Below are 21843 nucleotides of genomic sequence, written 5' to 3'. Positions count from 1 at the left end.
GAATTCCGTTCGAGGAGCTGGTGCAGATTGGCCACGCAGTATTCTCGCCGCTCCTTCCTCGCCGGAGTGGTGAGCACCGGTCTGGTGTCCGCCGGAGCCACCTTCCTGCTACCTGGTGGCCGCACCCGGTCGGACTCCCTCAGCGGTCGACCCCGGCTCTGCACCGGCACCGACCTCACCGGAGCGCGGGCCGCTGTCATCGGGATGTGGAACGAGGCCAACCCCGACGCGAAGGTGGAGTTGGACGAGGTGCCGGGCGGCTCGCGCGCCGAGCGGGACAGCATGGTCGAGAGAATCAAGAACGGTGCGGTCGACATCGTCAATCTCGACATCGTCGACGTCCGGGAGTTCGCGAAAGAGGGCTACATCAAGGAGATATCGCTGCCCACGCGGACGTATTTCCCGGCGGTGGAGCGGGCGCACCGGGTGGCCGCCGGTTCCGGCCGGTACTGGGCGGTGCCGTTCAACAGCGACGTCGGCATGCTGTTCAGTCGCGTGACAACGGGCCTGGACACCCGGCAGCCGCTCCTGCCCCAGGTGATCCGCCGGGACACCCGGGGCGTCGCCCGGTTCGTCGGGCAACTCCTGCCGGATACGGAGAACGACACCGAGCCGTTCGTCGTCAACGTCCTGGAGCACGCGCTGTCGGTCGACCCGGGCATCCTCGACCGGGACGGCCGGGTCGCGGAGGACCTGGTCCGGTGGCAGGACGCGCTGTCCCCGCTGCGGACCGCGATCCAGCACAACGACGTGGTGCGCGCCCGCAACGAGGAGGAGACCCGCGACCTGTTCGAGGCCGGCCTCACGCACATGCGCAACTGGCCCGCCCGGTACCGAGGGCTGCGCAGCCAGGTCGCCCTCCTGCCGCTGCCGTCCGGCATCCTCGGCGGCCAGAGCCTGGCCCTGGTGGCCAACGCCGCCAACGTCGACGCGTCCCTCCGCTTCATCGAGTTCGCGACCAGCGCGGCGGCGCAGCGGGTGGCCGCCGCCCACGGCCTGGCCCCCGCGCTCACCCACGTCTACGACGACCCCTCGCTGTTGCAGGCGATGCCCTACCTGGAGGCGGTCAAGAGCGCCCTGGAACAGGCGATTCCCCGGCCGACGCACCGGCACTACCGGGACTTCGCCGCCGCGGTCCGCCGGCACGTCCTGCCGTTCCTCGGCCAGCCGAACGGCCGGCTGACGAGCGCGTTCACCGATGAGATCAAGAGCACCCTCGATCCGGGCACGCGATGACCGGCGCGCACGGACAGCGGCACGAAGGGAGGTAGGAGCGTGGAAATCGGAGGGATCCAACTGTGGCAGGTGCCGCTGCTGGCCATGGCGGCGGTGGCCCTGGCCGAGTGGGCCGTCGGAGCGGTGCTGCGCAGGTGGTCGGTCCGGGTGGACTGGCGGCTGGCGCGTGCGCTCGGGTTCGGCGCGGCCGTCCTGGTGGCGTCGGTGCTGCTGCTCGTCAACTACCTGTCCGAGGCGGACAAGCTGGCGAACATCATCTCCGCGGTCGCCGCGGTCGCCACGCTGTGGCTGACCCGTCGCGCCTTTCAACGACCCGCGCGGACCGACCCGCCGGCGCGCCCGGAATCGCGGCCGACCCCCGAGGACGCGGTGCCGTAGGGCCACCGGGCGTGCGGCGCCCCGCCGTCGGGCCCGCCCTTGACGCTGGCAATCATCGGCTGATATCAGATCAACCTGGCCATCACCGGCTGCCTGCTCACCCGCCCCGCCACCTGATCATCACGGCCACGCGCCGGCCTGGTCGGCATCGATCAGGCCGGCACCGGGACCTGCTCGGCGGGGATCGCCCGGCCGTCGTCGGCGTCGAACAGGTACGCGGACCCGACCTCCACCCCGAGCGCCACCCGCTCCCCCACCCGGGGCGTGACACGCCCGTCCAGCCGGGCGACCCAGGTCGGGGCGCCAGCGTCGTTCCCGGCCGCGTGCCACGGCCTGCCGGGCGGCGTGACGAACACCAGGGAGGCGTTGCCGAGGAACTCCACGGCTACCACGGTGGCATCCAGCCGCGCCGCGGTCGCCGCCGGCGGCCAGCTGAACGCGTCCGGGCGCACACCGAGCAGGACCGGACCGGCGGCGGGGGCGTGGCCGGCGAGGACCGGCCACCGCTGCCCGCCGACGTCGAGGGCGGGCGGATCGGTGTCGGTGACCCGTACCTCGGCGAGGTTCATGCTGGGCGAGCCGATGAAGCCGGCGACGAAGGCGTTGACCGGCCGGTGATACAGCTCGTGCGGGGTGCCAACCTGCTGCACCCGCCCGTCCGCCAGCACCGCGATGCGGTCCCCGAGGGTCATCGCCTCGACCTGGTCGTGGGTGACGTAGATGGTGGTGGTGCGGTGTTCGAGGTGCAGACGGCGCAGCTCGGCACGCATGGTGACCCGCAGCTGGGCGTCGAGGTTGGACAGCGGCTCGTCCATCAGCAGGATGCGGGGTTGGCGGACGATCGCCCGCCCGGTCGCCACCCGCTGCCGCTGGCCGCCGGAGAGCGCCTTCGGCTTGCGGTCGAGCAGTTCCTCGATGCCGAGCAGCTCGGCGGTGTCGCGGACGCGCCGCTCCCGAAGGCGGGTGGGCACATGGCGAAGGCGCAGGCTGAAGGCCAGGTTGTCGCGGACCGACATGTGCGGGTAGAGCGCGTAGTTCTGGAACACCATCGCCACGTCGCGTTCCTTCGGCGGTACGCCGTCGACGGACTCGCCGTCGACCAGGACGGTCCCGGCCGTCGCGTCGTCCAGGCCGGCGATGATGCGCAGCAGCGTCGACTTGCCGCAGCCGGACGGTCCGACGAGCACGAGGAACTCGCCCTCATCGACGTGCAGGCTCACGCGGTCGAGCACCCGGACGCCGCCCGCGAACTCCTTGGTCACCTGGTTGAGGTCCACGGTCGCCATGGCTGGCTCACCTCCAAGCCTCTCCCCTCCAGGGTCGCGCCGCGGGCGCGGCCGGACCCGGGCCGAAGGTCACCACCGGGCGGACCGGACGGCGGGAGCGCCAATCGGCGCGACACCGATGGGCGATCGATCGACGGCAGCCACTAGGCTCGATGCATGTCTGACGATGTTTCCAAGACCGCGGGCACCTCGGCGCTGGCCGGCGTCGGCCTGCGGGGCATCGACCATGTCGGGATGGCGGTCGAGGATCTGGACGAGGCGATCGCCCGATACGAGAGCCTCTTCGGCATGCGCTGCGTGCACGTGGAGGAGAACGCCGAGCAGGGCGTCCGGGAGGCGATGATGTCGATAGGGCCGGATCCGGCCCAGGGCCGGATCCAACTGCTCGCTCCGCTGACCCCCGGTTCGCCGATCGCCCGGTTCCTGAGCCAGTCCGGTCCCGGGGTGCAGCAGATCGCCTGGACCGTGGACGACGTCGAGAAGACCTGCGCGGAGCTGCGCACGCGCGGGGTGCGGCTACTTTACGAACAGCCGAAGACCGGTACGGCCGGCTCCCGGATCAACTTCGTGCACCCGCGCGACGCCGGCGGGATCCTGGTCGAGCTGGTCGAGCCGGCCGCCGGATGACCCGGCCGGTGGCTGCCGGCCGCTGATCCCGCCGGCAGCCACCGGTACGACGGCCGGTCCCGCCGGAACACGACGCTCCGGCGGGTATCAGGTCCGACATCAGTGCTGGCCAGCACGGGGCAGGGTGCGGTCCAGCCAGCCGGGCAACCACCAGTTCCGGTGACCGATCAGCCGCATCAGGGACGGGACCAGCAGGAGCCGGACGATCGTCGCGTCGATCAGTACGGCCAGGGCGAGCATGAAGCCCATCTGCTTGATTTCGAGGATCTGGGTGAACATGAAGGACGCGAAGACCACCACCATGATGGTCGCGGCCGCGGTGATCACCTTCGCGGTGCGGGTGAGGCCGAGTTGGACGGCGGCCGCGTTGTCGCCGGTGCAGTCCCACTCCTCGCGCATCCGGGAGAGCATGAACACCTGGTAGTCCATGGACAGCCCGAAGACCAGCGCGAACGCGAACAGCGGCAGGATCACCTGGATGAAGCCGGTCCGGTCCACGCCGAGCAGGCCGGCGGCGTGGCCCTCCTGAAAGATGAGCACCGCCACCCCGAAGGCAGCGCCCGAGGTGAGCAGGTTCATGAAGATCGCTTCGAAGGGCAGGACCAGCGACCGGAAGGCGATCAGCAGCAGCAGCCAGCTCGCGGCCAGCACCGCGCCGATGACCAGCGGCATGGCGCGGGAACTCTCATCGGTGATGTCGACGATCTCGGCCGGACCGCCGCCGACGTGCGCGGTCAGCCCGGTGCCGGCGAACGCCCCGTCGGCCCGGGTACGGAGCTCACGTACCAGGTCGGCGGCCTCGTCGGTGTCGGCGCCGTGCCGGGGGCGGATGGTGATGACCGTGGTGTCGCCATCCCTGCTCACCAGCCCGGCCAGCGCGGCGCCGGCCGTGCGGTTGGCCGCTTCGAGGTGGGCGGCGGTGTGTCCCCCGGCCTGGGCATCGAGGACGCGGGTGATGCTGACGACGTCGGCGACCTCGCGGTTGCCGACGGCCTGCTCGCTGAACCGGGCGACGGCGTCGAGTTGCGGGTCGGTGAGCCTGCCACCCCCGGCGGAGACGACCACGGTGACGGGGGTCAGCACACCCGGCGCGTACGCCTCGGAGACGACCGTGTAACCCCGACCGGCCGGGGATTCGGCGACCGCGCCGGCACCGAGATCGACGCCGTACCGGAGGTGGAAGACCGGGATGGACAGGGCGCCGAGCAGGATGGCGCCGAACACGGCGATGAGCACCGGACGGCGCATGACCACGGCGATGGCCCGAGCCCAGGCGGAGTGTTCCGGGTCGGGGTGCGCGAGGGATCGGCGGGCCCAGGGCAGCGCGAGCCGGTTGATCCGGCCGCCGAGGAGGCCGAGCAGCGCCGGGAGCAGGGTGACCGCGACGAGCATCATGACCAGTACGGCGGCGCTCATGCCGACCGCCATCGAGTAGACCTTGGCCGAGCGGACCAGCCAGAGCCCGGACAGGGACACCACCACGGTGACGCCGGAGAAGAGGACCGCCTGACCGGCGGTGGCCAGTGTGCGACCGACGGCTCTGGCCCGTTCTTGGCGGCCGTTGTCGGCGGCCCGGGCCAGTTCCTCCCGGAAGCGGGTGACGATGAACAGCGTGTAGTCGATGCCCAGGGCGATGCCGACCATGCTGACCGCGGTCTGGACGAAGACGTCGAAGCTGGTGAAGTGGGTGGCGATGCCGAGGGCGCCGAAGGCCGACAGCACGGCCACCACGCCGAGGGCCAGCGGGATGGCGGCGGCGACCAGGGAGCCGAAGGCAAGCAGAAGCACGATCCCGGCGGCCGGGAAGCCGATGGTCTCGGCCATGGAGAGGTCCTCGTTGCCCTGCTCGACCGCGGCGGCGGCGAGCGGAGAGGCGCCGGTGAACCAGACCTGCACCTGGTCGGTGCCGAGCGTCCCGGCGATCCCGCTCAGCGGCGCGGCCTGTTCCTGGAGCTTCTTGTCGTCGCCGTCGAGGGTGACCGGGACGAGCACGGTACGGCCGTCCGGGGCCACGAGCCGGTCCGGCACGCCGTACGGATCGATCGCCTCGATCACCTCGGGCGCCTGCCGGTACCGGGCGACGGCGGCCCCGACCACCTGGCGGAACGCCGGATCCTGGGCGGTCAGCGTGGTCGAGTGCAGCACGACGAAGTCGGTCTCGCTTGGCGTCTCGGGGAACTCGTCGGCGATGAGTTGGTTGGCCTTCTCCGAGTCGGAGCCGATAACCGAATTGGTGTTGCCGGTGAGGTGTGCGGTGAAGTAGTTGGCCGAGACCAGCGCGCCGGCGAGCAGCAGCAGCCAGACCAGGATGACCTTAACCGGGTTGAGTGCGGTCCAGACGGCCCAGCGGTAGAGGCGGCCTTCCTCCGAGGGTCGGCCGGAGCCGCCGCCCCTCCTGATACGCGACAAGGTCTCGGTCATGGTTACCCTTCCCGGCCGGCGACAGTCGCCGCGGCCGACCACCGGCGGCAGGCCGCCGACGCCGGCGGTGCGGCGCCGGCCAGCCTACCGTCCGCTAGAAGTCGGTCTATGAAACTCTGCGTGTGTGTCGGGGTTCAGTTGAGTACCGGCCGGGCATCCTGCCGGTGCACCCGGGTACGGCGGTTGTCCAGGTGCACGTAGACCCGGTGCAGCCAGCGGTCCCGCCCGTCGAACCGGGGGGTGAACTCGGTGCGGCCGTGCAGCACCAGCCGGTTGTCGATGATGGCCATCGAGCCCGACTGCAGCACCAGTGCGGTGGACACGTCGGTGAGGACCTGCTTGAGCCGGGCCATCACCTCACGGGCCTCGTCGTCCAACGCCGTGGTGGCGTTCAGGTCCAGGCAGATGTTCGGGTCCTCGGGGCTGCCAACCAGCACCGCGTGCGGCATGGTCCGGTCGCCGTGGTGAAACGAGGGCGGCGGGGCGGTGATGAACCGTGGCTCGCGCAGCACCTTCCGGTCGGTCTCCTCCAGCAGCGGCAGCGCCTGCCGGATACAGGTGACCAGGGTGCCGGCCCGCTTGGCGTGGTCGTTGCGCAGGCAGAGCAGGCCGACGTAGTCAGGGCGCTGCGGGTGGAAGGCGTTCTCCACGTGGAACTCCAGCGGCACCGACCCGGCGTTGCTCTGCGTCCCCTCCAGACCGGGCACCGGCACGACGTTCTGCACCAGCGCGCCGGTCTTCTCGTTCCGGTAGGCGATCACCTCTCCGAGGTGCAGGCCGATCAGGACGGCCACCACGGCGGGCACCGTGGTCGCCCGCTCCACCGACTCGCGTACGGTCGGCGTGTCCGGCAGGTCGTCCTCGCCGAACGGGAGTCCACGGAGGATCAGCGAGCCGGTGGGACCGGCGTCGTCGCGGAAGGCGCGCAGGGTCTGCCGCAGCCGCAGCGGCAGCCGGCAGCTGGCCCGGCGGGCCTGAGCCACCCAGGTCAGGTCGTCCAGCAGCGCCGGCGGGGCGGCGACGAGCTCCTCGGCCAACTCCCGCAGGGCGGCACGTTCGTCGTCGGTCAGCTCCAGCGCCAGCCCCTGTGCGGCACCGGTCGACTGGTCGAGCTTGGTCATCGGTTCGGTCCTCTCGTTGAGCTTGCCGGGGTCGGCCCTCTGACCGGGCCGGTCGACCCGGCGACCGGCCGTCGGCCGGTCCGGTCGGCGGCGTCGGGCTCACCGGGTGGGCAACGCGCGGGCGTCCACCTTCCCGTTGGTGGTGAGCGGAATGTGGTCGATGGCGACGAAGGCCGCGGGGATCATGTAGTCGGGCAGGTCCGCGGTGAGGTGGGCGCGCAGCGCGGCCGGGTCCAGCGGCTGCCCGGCGGCGAGCACCAGGTACGCGACCAGCCGCTTCTCGCCGGGGCTGGGCTCGCGGGCGATCACCACGGCGTCGCGGACGTGCGGATGGGCGGTGAGCCGGGCCTGGATCTCGCCGAGTTCCACCCGGTAACCGCGGATCTTGACCTGGTTGTCGATCCGGCCGAGGAACTCCAGCGTGCCGTCGGGCAGCCACCGGGCCAGGTCACCGCTGCGGTACAGCCGGCTGCCCGGAGGGCCGTACGGGTCGCGCAGGAACCGCTCCGCGGTCAGGTCCGGGCGCCCGAGGTAGCCCCGGGCCACCCCGAGGCCGCCGATGTACACCTCCCCCGGCACTCCAACCGGCACCGGATCCAGTCGCTCGGTCAGTACGTACATGGTGGTGTTCACGATGGGCGCGCCGAGCGGCACGAGTTCGGTGGCGGGCGGTTCGCTGATCCGCTGCCCCGAGTTGCCGATGGTGATCTCGGTCGGGCCGTACTCGGTGGCCACCTTGGTGCCGTGCCGCCCGGCCAACTCCAGCCAGCGGGCGGCGAGCGCCCGGGTGAACGAGTCACCCGCCGCGATGACGATGCCGGCCAGGCCCCGGGCCTGCTCGGCGGTGAGCTGCCAGGTGAGCAGGTCCAGGTGGCCGGGGGTCATCTTGATGAAGCTGTACGGGGCGCCGGTGAGCAGGTGCGCGCCGAGGTCGGCGGTGTCCAGCGGCTCGGGCAGCAGGTGCACCGGCTCGCCGGTGATCAGCGGGGTGAAGATGTTCGGGATGCCCAGGTCGAAGGAGATCGAGGAGAAGACCGGCGCCCCGCCGGGACCGTGGGCGGCGTACGCGTCGACCGTCCAGAGCAGGTAGTTGACCAGGCCGGCGTGCTCCACCATCACCCCCTTGGGCCGGCCGGTGGAGCCGGAGGTGAAGATGACGTAGGCAAGGTCAGACGGGCGGACCGACACGTCGACCGGGGTGTCCGGGCGGGCGGCGATGGCCGCCGCGTCGGTGTCCACCAGGACCAGCGTGCCGTCGTACAGGCCGGTGAGGGTGGGCTGCTGCGCGGTGGAGGTGACCACCACGGGGGTGTCCGCCGCGTCGAGCATGTGCCGCAGCCGTTCCGGGGGCAGTTCGGGATCCAACGGCAGGTAGCCGGCGCCGGTCTGCCAGGCGGCGAGCAGCGCGGGCACGAGATCCGGGGTCCGGCCGAGGCAAACGCCGACCAGGGTGCCCGGCCCGGCGCCATGGTCGAGCAGGTGGTGGGTGAGCCGGTCGGCCCGCCGGATCAAGTCCCGGTAGGTGAGCCGGACGTCGCCGACGCGCACCGCGACCCGGTCCGGTGTGGACCGCGCCTGGGCCCGGATCAGGTCGACGGCGGTCACCTCGCCCCGGTCCACGGTCCCGGCGACCGCCCAGTCGACCAGCACCGCGCGGCGCTCGCCGGCCGGCAGGTGGGTGCCCTCGGCGTCACCGTCCGGGTCGGCGGCCATCGCCGCCAGCACCTCCCGGTAGTGGGCGGCCAGTCGCCGGGCATGGCTGGCGTTGACGGTCGCCCCGGCGGCGCGCAGCCGCAACCGGTCAGGGCCGGCGGTCACCCGCAGGCCGTACGCCGCCTCGTCGGTGGGCAGGCCGGGGACGGCCGCCACGGGCAAGTCGGCGGCGGTGTCCCAGGCGAAGTGGGCGTGCTGACTCCGGTCGACCGGGCCGGCCGGCGGCCGGTACGCGTGCCGGTGCGTCCAGGCGACCCGCTCCGCCTCCGCGACCCGGGCGACCAGCCCGCGCCAGGTCGCCGCGCCGGTGACCAGGGGCAGCGGCAGGGTGACCCGGTGCAGCAGCCGCTCGCAGCCGGTGCCGGCCAGGTCCGGGCGTCCGTCCGGGGTCAGGGTCGCCTCGGTGTACCCGCCCGGTTCGGCGCCGAGCACGCGGAGCACGGTCTGGTGGGCGGCGAGCAGCACGGTCGCCGGCGACGCCCCCGCCGCGGCGGCGAGCGCGCGCAGCCCGGCGGACAGGTCGGTGAGGTCCACGGTCAGCTCGGTGCTGCCCGGCGCGCCGCCCCAGCCGCCCGGCAGGGCGCAGGAGGTGCCGGTGAGCAGGCCAGTCCAGTGGTCGGCGCCGTCGAAGTCGGCGGCTGCGTCGAGCGCGGCGGCCACGCACGGCGCGTGCCGGGTGCCGGTGGCCACCGCGGCGGATCCGCCGGCCCGGTAGGCGCGGAGCAGTTCGGCGAGGATGCCGGCCGGGTCCGCCACGGACGTCAGGGCCCGGGGCGCGGCGACGAGCAGCGTCCAGGTCTGCTCGGTCTCCAGGATCACGGTCAGCCGCAGCGGCCCCGGGGCGGCCGGGTCGAACGGGGTGACCCGCTCCGCGTCCAGCAGCGCGGCCGACATCGCCTCCCGTTTGGCCTCGTCCACGCTGCGGTGGTCGTGCACGGCCAGCGGGATCGCGGCGTCCGGGTGCACCAGGTGGCACGGCTCGGTGCCGCCGGACGGGTCGACGGAGGTGCGGAGCAGTTCGTGCGTGCGCACCACCGCCCGGACCGCCTCGGCGAACCGTTCCGGCGAGAACGGGGCCGGGTCGGTGACCCGCCGCCCGTCCAGGTCGACCCTCGTGAAGGCGCCGTCCTCCTCGACCAGGTCCGCCTGGACCTCCGGCAGCGGGTAGCCGTCCAGCGCCCCGGCCGGCACGATCCTCCGGTCCCGAGGGCTGAGCAGTGCGAACGGCTCGATGTCGGCCTCGTCCGGCGGCTGGCTGGGCACCGAATCGAGCGTGGTCATGGCTGGCCTCCTGGGAATCCGGTGCGGTCCGTGCTGGGCCGGACCGGGGCGGGCGGTGCTCATCGGGTTCGGTCGGTGGTATGGCGCAGGTAGAGACCGGTGGCGGTGCGGTGGGTCGCTGCGCCGGGCCCGGTGGCGGCCGTGCCGCCCAGGTCCCGTGCCACGGTGGCCAGCACGTCGGCCGCGGTGGGGCCGTGCAGGAAGAAGTGGCCGCCGGGGAAGAGGCACAGCCGGGATCCGGCCGACGTGTGCTGGCGCCAGCCGTCCAGCGCCCGCGGCGGCACGACCCGGTCGGACCGGCCGCCGAGCACGGTCAACGGCGTCGACAGCGGCGGCTCGCTGCGGTGCTCGTACGTCTCCAGCACTGCGAAGTCGGCGCGCAGCACGGGCAGCATCAGTCGCATCAGCTCGACGTCGTCCAGCAGGTCCGGCGGCGTGCCACCCAGCTCCGCCAGGCGCTGCCGGATCTCGTCGTCCGTGCCGCAGTGCAGCAGCGGCGGGGTCGGCGGGGTGCTGGGCGCGGCGGCGGCGGAGAGGAAGACGTGCGCGGGCTGCCGGACCGGGCGGCGGCGCAGCGTCCGGGCCAGTTCGAAGGCGAGCAGCCCGCCCATGCTGTGCCCGAAGAGGGCGTACGGCCGGTCGAAGGCGTCGCACAGCGCGTCGGCCAGCGAGCGGATCAGCGGGGCGAGCCGCCACACCGGCGCCTCGCGCAGCCGGGTGCCCCGGCCGGGCAGTTCCAGCGGCAGCACCTGCATGCCACGCGGCGCCAGCTCCGGCCAGCCCCGGTAGACCGCCGCGCCGCCGCCGGCGTAGGGCAGGCAGAAGAGCCGGAGGTCAGCGCGCGGGTCCAACTCCCGGCCGGCCAGCCATCGCCGGTCCATCGGGGGTCCCCCCTTCGCTGAGCTGGCCGTATTCGAGCCGGACGAGCCGGTCGGCGGCGTGGAAGTACTGGTCGTCGTGGCTGATCACCACCACCGCCTTGTCCCGGTCCCGCAGTTCCGGCAGCAGCTCCCGGTAGAAGAAGTCCTTGAAGACCGGGTCCTGGTCGGCCGCCCACTCGTCGAACAGGTAGCAGTCGCGGTCCTCCAGGTACGCCACGAGCAGGGCCAGCCGCTTGCGCTGCCCGAGCGAGAGCGCGGTGGTGGAGAACCGGTCCCCGGTGATCCGTACCTTGTGGTTCAGTTGCAGGCGGCGCAGGTAGTGCTCGGCCTTCGCGGTCCGGTCGGGCGCCGGCAGCCCGAGCAGGCTGTCGAAGAGGTGGAAGTCGGAGAACACCGCGGAGAAGAGGTTGCGGTAGTCCTCCCGGTTGGCCGCGGTGACCGCCACGCCGTCCACCCGGAGCACGCCCTGCTCGGGCGGGTAGAGGCTGGTCAGCACCTTGGCCAGGGTGGTCTTGCCGCTGCCGTTGGAGCCGACGACGAAGAGGATCTCGCCCCGGCGGACATCGAGGTCCAGCGGCCCGAGCACAAACTCCTCGCCCTTCGGGCCGGGGTAGACGTGGCTAACCCCCCGGAACTCGATGCGGCGCCAGCCGGCGAAGCCGCCGCCGGTGGCCGCCCGGGCGGTGGCGCCCGGGGCCGGTTCGCCGTCCCCGGGCGCCAGCGACGCCAGCCGCTCCTCGATGGTGGTCAGGGCCACCGCGGCCCGGCCCAGGGCGGGGAACCAGACGAGCACGCCCTGGAGGCTGGAGACGGCGAAGAGCAGGATCAGCACGCAGGCCGCGAGGGTGCGGTCGGTGAGCGCGAACCAGGCGGGGAAGGCGAAGAGCAGCAGGCCGATGAAGGTGAAGAAGACCGCCTGCCCGCCGCCGGTGGCGCCCTCGTAGACGGAGAGGCCGACGATGCTGTGCCGGCGGTAGGCGGTGGCGGTGGTCGCCAGGTCCCGCTCGATCAGGGCGTACCGCCGATCCCGGTGCAGTTTGAGTTCCTTGATGCCCTCGGTCACCGAGCGGAAGTGACCGAACAGGACGTCCTGCTCCTCGCGGGCGGCCTTGAGCGCGCCCAGCCCGGCGGCCGACATGAGCAGGTAGAGCAGCACGCCGACGACGACCGTGCCGCCGGTGGCCAGCGCCACCACCGGGGAGACGATCACCAGGTACGCGATGGCCACCAGCACGAACGCGGCACCCGAGCAGATGCCCGGCAGGCCGGGCAGCGCGTCGGCGATGACCACCACGTCATCGGAGAGCGCCGAGTTGAGCCGGGCCGTGCCGACCTTCTCGACGGCCCGCAGCGGGGCGCCGAGGATGCCGTCGACCAGGCGGCGGCGCAGCTGCTGGATGGCCCCCTGGGAAAGCCGGTAGAGCAGGGCCTGGGAGATGAACCGGGTGAACAGGGTGGCCAGGCAGAGCGCCAGGTAGCCCCAGATCAGCCGGGACGCGGGCCGGCCGTCGGCGGCCAGGGCCTGGTTGACCATGGCGATGAAAGCCGCGCCGGTGCCGCCGCTGATGATGCCGGCGGCGATGGCCAGCAGGAACGCGCCCCGGCGGTAGCGCAGCAGGTAGGCGAAGAGGCTCACGGGTTCACCTGCCCCAACCGGGCGCGGAGGGTGTCCAGCGCGGTGGCCGGATCGGCGGCGAGCTGGCCCAGCAGCCACTCCCAGCGCCGCATCATCAGGTCCAGGGACCGGCCGGGGAAGACGTCGGCGGCGTGCAGCCAGGTGCCCAGCAGTCCCGTCCCCTGCTCCCGCATGATGAGGGCGAGGTCGGCCTCCGCCGGCTGGAGGTTGCTGCCCAGCACCTCGGAGAAGACGTAGTCGTCGCCGATCTCCAGGGAGCGCACCCGCAGCCCGGGCAGCGCCAGCTCGGGCACCTCGGCGTTGAGCAGGTTGAACAGCACCCGGGTCGGGTCGGCGGCGGCCCCGCTCCCCGTGGCCAGCCACAGCGGCGCCGCCCGGTGCGCGTACGCGGACAGGGTCCGGTCGCGGACCTGGCCGAGCAGCTCGCGGAACGTCGGGGCGGCGGTCAGGTCCGCCCGGACCACCAGCGGGTTGACGAACCAGCCGATCAGGTCGGCCGTCTCCGGCCGCTCCCGTCCCGCCTCCGGGAAGCCGACCGGGATGTCGTCCCGCCCAGAGAAGGCGGCGAGCAGGAGCTGGTAGGCGGCCAGCAGCACCATGAAGAGGCTGGCCCCCTCCGCCTGCGCGAGCCGGCGCAGCTGCCCGGTGACCGCCGGGTCCACCCGGAAGGCGCGGGTGGGACCGGTGGCGCCCGGGCCGTCGCCGGTCCCGGTGTCCCCGGGCGGCGGCGTCAGGGTCAGCGCCGGGGGCAGGTCGCGCAGGGTGTGCCGCCAGTGCTCCAGGTGGGCGTCCAGCGCCCCGGCGACGAGTTGCCGCCGCTGCCAGGCCGCCACGTCGGGGTACTGCACGTCCAGCACCGGCAGCGCCGGGGCGCGGCCGGTGGTGTGGGCGGTGTAGTACTCGGTCAGGTCGCGGACCAGCACCCCGTACGACCAGTTGTCGGTGACCAGGTGGTGGATGGTGAGCACGAGGGCGTGCTCGTCGTGCGCCAGCCGGGCCAGCAGGCCGCGCACCATCGGCTCGGCGTCGATCCGGAACGGGCGCCGCCCCTGCTCCTCGACCAGGGCACGCAGCCGGTCGGCCGGGTCGCCGCCGCCCAGGTCGACCGTCTCCAGCGGCCAGCCGTCGGGTGCCTCGACGCGCTGTGCCGGCCCGTCAGGGCCGGCAACGATGCGGGTACGCAGCGCCTCGTGCCGGGCCACGATGTCGTCCAGGCTCCGGCGCAGCGCCGGCCCGTCCAACGGCCCGGTCAGCCGCACGGCGGTCACCACGTTGTGGATCGGGTCCAGCGGTCCGCGCGGGTGATGCCGGATCAGGTGTTCCTGGGCGAACGAGAGCGGCAGGAACGGGCCCCGGTCGACCGGGGTGATCGGGGCGGCCGCGGCGGCCGGGCCGGTTCCCGCCTGCCGGACCAGTTCGGCCAGCGCGCCGACGGTCGGGTTGTCGAAGAGGTGGCGCAACGGCACCCGGACGCCGAACCGGTCCTCGATCCGCGCCGCGAGCCGGGTGGCGAGCAGGGAGTGCCCGCCCAGGGCGAAGAAGTTGTCGGCCAGCCCGACGGTGGCGACCCCGAGCAGTTCCGCCCAGAGGTCGGCGATCGCCCGCTCAATCTCGTCCCGGGGGGCCAGCTCCCCGGTCGGCCGCGCACCGCCGTCCGGCTCGGGCTCCGGCTCGGGCAGGGCGGTCCGGTCGATCGCGCCGGCCGACGTCCGGGGCAGCCGCGGCAGCTCGACCCAGGCCGCCGGGACCAGGTAGTCCGGCAGCCGCTCCTTCAGGAACGTGGTCAGCTCCGTGGCGGCCGGGACCGGGTCCCCGGCGAGGTACGCCACGAGCCGGTCGGCACCGGCCTCGCCCCGGATCGCCACGGCGGCCCCGGTGATGCCGGGGTGCCCGGCCAGAGTGGCCTCGACCATGTCCAGGTCGACCGGGAAGCCGCGCAGCCGTACCCACCGGTCCCGGTGCCCGAGATGCTCGATCACCCCGTCGGGCCGCACCCGGCCCCGCTCCCCGGTACGCAGCAGCCGGGCGTCCGGCCGGTCGTCGAACGGGTCGGGCACCAGGTCCGTCACGGGCACGCCGGCCGGCACCGGCGCCACGTACAGCTCCCCGGCCACGCCGACCGGGACGGGCTGGCCGGCCCGGTCCAGCACGTGCACCCGGGTCCCGGCGACCGGCCGGCCCACCGGCACCGGCGGCTGGTACCTCATGCCGCCGCCGACCGCGGCGCCCGTCTGCTCGGCGGACGCGGCCGACTCGGCGTTCTCCGCGGCGGTGGGATCGGCGGCGGCGCAGCGGTGGGCGGTGACCGGCGCGGCGACGTCCGCCGGCACGAGCAGGTGGTGCAGGGTGGCCGGCGAGCGCCCGGCGAACCGGGCCACCAGCTCCGGCCGCAGCGGCGCCCCGGCGCAGAACACGTGCCGCAGCGCAGTGCAGCGCTCGACCCCGCGCTGGTCGAGCAGCTCGGCCAGCTGGTCGGGCCGGAAGCAGGCCACGCTCACCCGCTCCGCCCGGATCAGGCTCACCAGGTGCCGGGCGTCGGGGTGCCCGCCGGGTCGAGCCAGCACCACGGCCGCGCCGGCCAGCAGCGGGGCGCACAGCTCCCAGACGGCCGCGGGCGCCGCGGCGGGGGCGTGCTGGAGCACCCGGTCCTCGGCGGTGAGCCCGGCTTTGTCCCGCAGCCAGTGCAGCCGGTCGCGCAGCGCCGCGTGGCTGTGCACGCTGGCTCGGGGCCGGTCGGTCGGCTCCGGCGGGCAGCTGACATAGGCCGGGTCGGCACCGGCCGGGGCCACGGGTGGGGCGTCGGTGGCGGCGGGCACGCCCTCGGGGTCGGCGGCCGGGTCGTCCACCAGGCAGGTCGGCCCGGCCCAGGGCAGGCCGCCGATCTCCGGGCGCCGGGTGAGCAGGATCGCCACGTCGGTCGCGGTCAACAGCGCGGTGGCCTGGTCGGCCGGCAGGGCCGGGTCGACGGGGACGAGCACTCCGCCGGCCCGCCAGACCGCCAGCGGCGCGGCCACCAGCTCGACGCTGCGCTCCAGGTGGACGGCGACCCGGGCGCCCGGGCGCACGCCGGCCGCCCGGAGCCGCCCGGCCAGGGCGTCGACCAGGGCGTTCAGCTCGCCGTAGCTGACCGTACGCGAGCCGAACCGGACCGCCGGGGCGGTCGGGTCGCGGCGAACGGCCGCGGCGAAGGCGTCGACGACGAGGGGCCGCTCCGCTGCGGCCGGGCCGGTGGCCAGGGCCAGCAGTTCGTCCCGTTCCACCGGGCCGACCAGCGGCAGCGCGCTGATCGGGGTGTCCGGACGGGCGAGCAGTCCGCGCAGCAGCCGGTGGAGCATCCGCACGTTGCGCTCGGCGGTCGCCTGGTCGTAGAGGTCGGTGCTGTACTCCAGCCGCCCCCAGATCGTGTCGCCGTCCTCGAAGAGGTCCAGCAGCAGGTCGAACTCGGCCTTCCGGGCGTCCAGCGAGACCGGCTCGACCCGGACCGGCCCGTCGCGCCAGGCCGGGAAGGGCACGTTCTGGTACGAGAAGAGCACCTGGAACACCGGGGTGCTGGCCACCGACCGTTCCGGCTGCAACTGCTCGACCAGCCGCTCGAACGGGATGCCCTGGTGGTCATAGGCGGCCAGGCAGACCGCGCCGACCCGGCGCAGCAGCTCCCGGAAAGACGGGTCGCCGCGCAGGTCGGTGCGGAGCGCCACGGTGTTCATGAACAGCCCGATCAGCGGTTCCAGCTCGACCAGCCGCCGGTTGGCCACCGGCGAGCCGACCACGATCTCCTCGTCGCCGGTGAGCCGGTGCAGCAGCGTCGCGAACGCTGCCTCCAGCAGCATGAACAGGGTGACGTTCTCCTGCCGGCACAGCTCGCGCAGCGGGGCCACCAAGGCGGGCGGGATCTCCACCGGCACCGAGTCGCCCCGGTAGCTCTTCTCCCGCGGCCGGGGCCGGTCGCCGACCAGGGCGAGTTCGGCCGGGGCCCCGCCGAGTTGCTCGGTCCAGTACGCCAGGTCCGCCGCCCACGCCTGCCGGGCGGCCGGCTGCTGCTGCCAGTAGGCGAAGTCGGCGTACTGCACGGGCAGCTCGGGCAGGTCGCCGGGCAGCCCGGTGAGCAGGGACCGGTAACCGGCGATCAGCTCGCGCAGCAGCACCCCCATCGACCAGCGGTCGGAGACGATGTGGTGCAGGTTGAGCAGCACCCCGGTCAACTGTGGACCGAAGCGCAGCAGCCGGACCCGCAGCAGCGGCCCGGTGGCCAGGTCGAAGGGCTGGTTGATCAGCTCCTCCTCGCGGCGACGCAGCTCGGCGTCGACCGCCTCGGGCGCCACGCCCGGCACGTCCTCGGTCCGGACCTCCGGCGGCAGGTCGGCGCGGACCTGCTGGTGCGGGCGGCCGTCCAGCTCGAGGAAGACGGTGCGCAGCGACTCGTGCCGGCGGACCACCTCGGCGCAGGCCCGCGCGAACAGGTCGGTACGGAAGTCGCCGTGCACCCGCATCGCGGTGGAGATCACGTACGCGGAGGTGTGCGCGGCGAACCGGTCGAGGAACCAGATCCGGCTCTGCGAGAAGGTCAGCGGAACCGGGGCGTCACCGTCCGGGCGGGGCGGCACGGTGCGCGCCGGGGCCCGGTCGATACCCTCCTCCTTGAGCAGATTGCTCAGCAGCGCCAGCCGCTGCGCGGAGAGGGCGAACTGCCTACTCATGCGGGTTCCTCCCGTCGCCGGCGTCGAGCGCCTGCTGTACCTCGTCGTCGGAGAGGCCGCTGAGCCGGATCAGCAGCTCGGCGGTCTTGTCGATGACCGCCCGCTGGGCCGGGTCGGCGGTCAGGGCGCGGGCGAGCCCGGCCACCGTCGGGTCGCTGAAGATCCGGTGCAGCGGCACGTCTACCCCGAACGCCTCCCGGACCCGGGCCACCATCCGGGTGCTGAGCAGCGAGTGCCCGCCGAGGGCGAAGAAGTCGTCGAGCACACCCACGCGGTCGACGCCGAGGGTCTCCGCCCAGATGCCGGCGATCACCTCCTCCACCGGGTTGCGCGGCGGCACGTACGCGGACCGCACCTGGCGGCGGCCGCCCTCCGGCGCGGGCAGGGCCTTCCGGTCGACCTTGTTGTTAGGGGTGAGCGGCAACGCGTCCAGGAACACGTAGGTCGCCGGCACCATGTAGTCGGGCAGGTGCTCGCCGAGGGCGGCCTGGAGCCGGGGCAGCAGCCGCCGGGTCCGCCGGCCGAGCGGGTCGTTGACGTAGTGGTCCCAGCGCGGCTCCTCGCCGGGTGGTTCGACCAGCGGGGGCAGGGGCCGTTCCGGCTGTCCGTCGGCGGCCAGCCGGCGCAGGAGCACGGCCAGTTCGCCAGCCGGCCCGTGCCCGGACCAGTCCAGGTCGATCCGGTAGCCGGTCTCGTCGGCGAGCCGGCGCAGCTGCTCCGGTTCGACGGCGGTCGGGGCCGCTCCGACGTCCGGTTCGGCCCGCAGTTCGTCGGCCGTGCCGCCGGCCGCGGCCAGCGCCGTGGCGGCGCGTGCCCAGCGGTCGGTCCGGGCGTTGGGTACGCCCCGGAGGGCGAGCAGCGCCGGACGCTGCGCGGACAGCCGGTCCCGGAGCCCGGCCAGCGAGAGCCCCTCGTCGGTCCAGTCGCACCAGTCGACGTCGGCGGGCCGCCCACCGACCGTCGACGCGCCCGCCACGGTGAGCCGCACATCGTAGCGGAACCGGGTCAGCTCGTTGCTCACCTCGCCGAGCTTCGGCATCACCCGCACCTGGGCGAGCTGCGGGAAGCGGGCCGGCAGCGCGGTGAAGAAGCCCGGGTCGAAGACCAGTTCCTGGTCGTCGGCGAGGGCCCGGCGGACCCGCTCGCGCAGCTGCTCGGCGGTGGCCTCCGGCTCGGCCCGGGACAGCTGCACGGAGACGTGGAAGGGCTCCAGCAGCGGCAGGCTGCGGATGTCGCCGAGAAAGAGCGAACCGCCCGGCGCCAGGCGCGGCAGCGCACCCTCGATCACCCGCAGCAGATAGCGCTCGTCGGGGAAGTACTGCGCCACCGAGTTGAGCACGATCACGTCGAAGAGCTGGTCGGGCAGGGTGTCCAGCTCGTCGGCCGCGCAGCCGAACAGCTGCACCCCGGGCAGCCCGCGGGCCGGTGCGGTGGCGTCGGCGCGCAGCCGGGCCAGGGCGACCGCCGAGATGTCGGTGGCCCAGTAGTGCGGCACCCGCGGGGCGACCCGGTAGAGGATCAGCCCGGTGCCGCAGCCGATCTCCAACACCGAGCGGGGCGCGGTCTCCAGGATCCGCTCGGCGGTGGCCTCGGCCCAGCCCCGCATCTCGTAGATCGGGATCGGCCCGCCGGTGTAGCTGCTGTTCCAGCCCCGGGTGTCGAGCGTCGGGTCGACCTCGCCGGGCTCCTCGACGTCGTACGCGGCGTCCCAGACGTCACGCCACTGGTCCAGCTCGTGCGGCCGGTCGGCGGCCGGCTCGCCGTCCGCGGCGGGGTCCGCCACCACGTACGCCACCAGCCGCTGGTCGCCGGGAGTGTCCTCGCGTACGGTCACCACCGCCTGGCTGACCTGCGGTTGCCGCTCCAACACCGACTCGATCTCGCCCAGCTCGATCCGGAAGCCGCGCAGCTTCACCTGGTGGTCCAGCCGGCCGAGGAACTCGATGCTCCCGTCGGCGCTGCGGCGGACCAGGTCGCCGGTGCGGTAGAGCCGGTCACCCAGCCCGATCGGGGACGGATGCCGGACGAACCGCTCGGCGGTCAGCTCGGGCCGGTCCAGGTAGCCACGCGCCAGGCCGGCGCCGCCGATGTGCAGCTCGCCGGGGACGCCGAGCGGCACCGGCGCGCCGCTGCCGTCGAGCACGTGCAGCTCGGTGTTGGCGATCGGCTCGCCCAGGCGGATCGGCCCGTGGTCGACCTTCGCCACCGCCGACCAGATGGTCGTCTCGGTTGGGCCGTACATGTTCCACACCTCGGCGCAGCGGGGCAGCAGCCGCTGGGCCAGCTCGGCCGGCAGCGCCTCCCCGCCGGCCAGCGCCCGCAACCCAGGGCTTCCGGCCCAGCCGGCGTCCAACAGCATCCGCCAGGTGGAGGGGGTCGCCTGCATCACGGTGGCGGCGGCACGGTCCAGCGCGGCGGCCAGCCGCTCGCCGTCGGCGGCGACCTGCCGGCCGACCACGACCACGCTGGCCCCCTCCACCAGCGGCAGGAGCAGTTCCAGCCCGGCGATGTCGAAGGAGAGGGTGGTGACCGCCAGCAGCACGTCGCGGGGGGCGATGCCGGGACGCTCGGCCATGGCGAGCAGGAAGTTCCCCAGCGCGCCGTGCGTGACCTGCACGCCCTTGGGCCGGCCCGTGGAGCCGGAGGTGTAGATGACGTACGCCAGGTCGTCCGGGTCGACGTCGAGGGGCAGCGCCTCGACCGGCTCGTCGGCCAATTCGTCGGCGAGCAGGTCCAGGCAGAGCGGCTCGGCCTGGACCCCACCCAGGCCGGCCAGCACGTCGCTGCTGGTGAGCAGCACGGACAGGCCGGAGTCGGCCAGCATGAAGGCGATCCGTTCCGGCGGGAAGCCCGGGTCCAGCGGCACGTAGGCGCCGCCGCTCTTGAGCACCGCGAGCATCGCCACGACCATGTCGGCGGAGCGGTCCAGGCAGATGCCGACCAACGCCTCCCGCGCCACCCCGAGCCGGCGCAGCCGCCGGGCCAGCCGGGTCGAGCGCCGGTCCAGTTCGGCGTAGGTCAGGCTCTCCCGGTCGGTCCGCAGCGCGAGGGCGTCCGGGGTGGCGGCGGCCCGATCGGCGAAGCGCTGCGGCACGGTCACCGGCGCCGGCCAGTCCCGGCGGGTGTCGTTCCAGCGCAGCCGCAGCTCCCGCTCCTCGTCCGCGTCGAGCATCGACACCTGGTCGATCCGCCGGTCCGGCTCGGCGAGCAGGTTCGCCACCAGCCGGGCCAGGTGTGCCGACATCCGCTCGACGGTGGCCGGATCGAAGAGGTCCCTGTTGTACTCGAACCAGCCGGTCAGCCCGTCCGGCCGGTCGAAGACCTGCAGCTCCAGGTCGAACCGGGCGGTCACGCTCTCCACGCCGACCGGTTCCAGCCGGAGCCCGGCCACGTCGAACTCGGGCATCGGGATGTTCTGGAAGATGAAGTGCACCTGGAAGATGGGCGAGCGGGACAGGTCCCGGCGGGGGGCCAGTTCCTCGACCAGCCGCTCGAACGGCAGCTCCTGGTGGGCGAACGCGCCCAGGCAGGTCTGCCGGACCCGGCCGACCAGTTCCCGGAAGCTCGGCGCGCCGGACAGGTCGGTACGCAGCGCCAGAGTGTTGACGAAGTAGCCGACCAGCCGTTCGATCTCGGGGCGGTTCCGGTTGGCCACCGGCACGCCGACCACGATGTCGTCCTCGCGGGTGTAGCGGTGCAGCAGCACCTGGAAGGCCGCCAGCAGGGTCATGAAAGGGGTGGCGCCCTCCCGCTGGCTCAGCTCGCGCAGCCGGGTCATCACCGGCTCGGGCAGGGCGAAGGGGCGGGAGCCGCCCCGGGTGCTCTGCACCGCCGGGCGCGGCCGGTCGGTGGGCAGTTCCAGCGCGGCGGGCGCGCCGGCCAGCCTCTCCCGCCAGTACGCCAGGTCGGCGTCGAGGGCGTCGCCGGCCAGCCGCCGCCGCTGCCAGACGGTGTAGTCGACGTACTGGATCGGCAGCTCCGGCAGGGTCGACGCCCGGCCGGCCGCGAAGGCCCCGTAGAGCTCCACCAGCTCGGCGATGGCCACCGACATCGACCAGAGGTCGGCCGCGATGTGGTGCATGGTCAACAGGAGCACGTGCTCCTCCGGGCCGAGCCGGAGGAACTTGACCCGCAGCAGCGGCCCGTTGGCCAGGTCGAACGGGCGGGCGAACTCCTCGCGGGCCAGGCCCTGGATGCCCGTCTCACCCGCAGGGCCGCTCAGGTGGGCGCAGTCGACCACGGTGAACTCCGGCTCGCCGGTCGGGTTGATCACCTGCCGGGGCTCACCGTCGACCTCGGTGAAGGTGGTCCGCAGCGCCTCGTGCCGCCGGGTGATCTCGACGCAGCTGCGTCGCCACACCGCGAGGTCCAGCGGGCCGTGGATGCGGACCGCCCCGGGGATGTTGTACGCGGCGCTGCCCGGTGCCAGCTGTTCCAGGAACCAGAGCCGCTGCTGGGAGAAGGAGGCGGGGAACTCCCGCCGCTGCTTGCGCTGCCGCAGCCGTTCGGCGAGCAGCGCGCGCTTCTGCGCCGCGGACAGGCTGCCCAGATCGGTGGTGGTCACAG

General features: G+C 73.8%; 11 protein-coding genes. 3 read left to right on the top strand and 8 right to left on the bottom strand.

The genetic code is table 11. The features are described from left to right. Positions 1-27: 27 nt before the first annotated feature. On the top strand, positions 28-1236 hold the full coding sequence (locus EFE23_RS05210; protein ID WP_148058413.1) for a type 2 periplasmic-binding domain-containing protein: 1209 nt from the start codon (positions 28-30) through the stop codon (positions 1234-1236). 39 nt (positions 1237-1275) lie between these two features. Further along, positions 1276-1614: a hypothetical protein gene (locus EFE23_RS05205; RefSeq protein ID WP_123239735.1), complete on the top strand. Its 339-nt coding sequence runs from the start codon at positions 1276-1278 to the stop codon at positions 1612-1614. Positions 1615-1766: 152 nt separating this feature from the next. Here EFE23_RS05205 and EFE23_RS05200 read toward each other — a convergent pair whose 3' ends face one another. Next, complete coding sequence (locus EFE23_RS05200) at positions 1767-2900, bottom strand: ABC transporter ATP-binding protein (RefSeq protein WP_123239734.1); 1134 nt, start codon at positions 2898-2900, stop codon at positions 1767-1769. Between the two features lie 156 nt (positions 2901-3056). On the opposite strand from EFE23_RS05200, the gene mce reads away from it, so the two are divergent. Further along, positions 3057-3527, top strand: coding sequence for a methylmalonyl-CoA epimerase (gene mce, locus EFE23_RS05195; protein ID WP_123239733.1), 471 nt, complete (start codon positions 3057-3059; stop codon positions 3525-3527). 99 nt (positions 3528-3626) lie between these two features. On the opposite strand, the gene EFE23_RS05190 is transcribed toward mce, so the two are convergent. The 7 genes from EFE23_RS05190 to EFE23_RS05160 all read right to left on the bottom strand — a co-directional run bounded on the left by EFE23_RS05190 (position 3627) and on the right by EFE23_RS05160 (position 21841). Next, positions 3627-5948, bottom strand: a complete 2322-nt coding sequence (locus EFE23_RS05190) for an MMPL family transporter (RefSeq protein WP_123239732.1) — start codon at positions 5946-5948, stop codon at positions 3627-3629. Between the two features lie 134 nt (positions 5949-6082). Continuing rightward, entirely contained in the window at positions 6083-7069 is a 987-nt protein-coding gene (locus EFE23_RS05185; protein ID WP_123239731.1) for a TauD/TfdA family dioxygenase, read from the bottom strand. 99 nt (positions 7070-7168) lie between these two features. Beyond that, positions 7169-10063: an amino acid adenylation domain-containing protein gene (locus EFE23_RS05180; protein WP_158675833.1), complete on the bottom strand. Its 2895-nt coding sequence runs from the start codon at positions 10061-10063 to the stop codon at positions 7169-7171. A gap of 59 nt (positions 10064-10122) precedes the next feature. Further along, positions 10123-10944, bottom strand: a complete 822-nt coding sequence (locus tag EFE23_RS05175) for a thioesterase II family protein (RefSeq protein WP_123239729.1) — start codon at positions 10942-10944, stop codon at positions 10123-10125. Then, the gene (locus EFE23_RS05170; RefSeq protein WP_158675832.1) at positions 10898-12580 is read right to left on the bottom strand and encodes a cyclic peptide export ABC transporter; all 1683 of its coding nucleotides are present in this window, start codon (positions 12578-12580) and stop codon (positions 10898-10900) included. The genes EFE23_RS05175 and EFE23_RS05170 overlap by 47 nt, the downstream gene beginning before the upstream one ends. Further along, the gene (locus EFE23_RS05165) at positions 12577-17277 is read right to left on the bottom strand and encodes a condensation domain-containing protein (RefSeq protein ID WP_123239727.1); all 4701 of its coding nucleotides are present in this window, start codon (positions 17275-17277) and stop codon (positions 12577-12579) included. The genes EFE23_RS05170 and EFE23_RS05165 overlap by 4 nt, the downstream gene beginning before the upstream one ends. Further along, positions 17270-21841 carry a non-ribosomal peptide synthetase gene (locus tag EFE23_RS05160; protein WP_123239726.1) on the bottom strand — a complete coding sequence of 1524 codons (4572 nt, stop codon included), beginning with the start codon at positions 21839-21841 and terminating at the stop codon, positions 17270-17272. The genes EFE23_RS05165 and EFE23_RS05160 overlap by 8 nt, the downstream gene beginning before the upstream one ends. Positions 21842-21843 lie beyond the last annotated feature (2 nt).

Origin of the sequence: Micromonospora solifontis, assembly GCF_003725545.1 — a bacterium.
GTDB lineage: Bacteria > Actinomycetota > Actinomycetes > Mycobacteriales > Micromonosporaceae > Micromonospora > Micromonospora solifontis.
This window is presented reverse-complemented; position numbering and strand designations above follow the sequence as displayed.

Excerpts from the sequence above, each read along its gene's own strand:
- EFE23_RS05175 (WP_123239729.1), bottom strand. The coding sequence starts at position 10,944 with ATGGACCGGCGATGGCTGGCCGGCCGGGAGTTGGACCCGCGCGCTGAC.
- EFE23_RS05180 (WP_158675833.1), bottom strand. The coding sequence starts at position 10,063 with ATGACCACGCTCGATTCGGTGCCCAGCCAGCCGCCGGACGAGGCCGAC.
- EFE23_RS05190 (WP_123239732.1), bottom strand. The coding sequence starts at position 5,948 with ATGACCGAGACCTTGTCGCGTATCAGGAGGGGCGGCGGCTCCGGCCGA.
- EFE23_RS05165 (WP_123239727.1), bottom strand. The coding sequence starts at position 17,277 with ATGAGTAGGCAGTTCGCCCTCTCCGCGCAGCGGCTGGCGCTGCTGAGC.
- EFE23_RS05200 (WP_123239734.1), bottom strand. The coding sequence starts at position 2,900 with ATGGCGACCGTGGACCTCAACCAGGTGACCAAGGAGTTCGCGGGCGGC.
- mce (WP_123239733.1), top strand. The coding sequence starts at position 3,057 with ATGTCTGACGATGTTTCCAAGACCGCGGGCACCTCGGCGCTGGCCGGC.
- EFE23_RS05185 (WP_123239731.1), bottom strand. The coding sequence starts at position 7,069 with ATGACCAAGCTCGACCAGTCGACCGGTGCCGCACAGGGGCTGGCGCTG.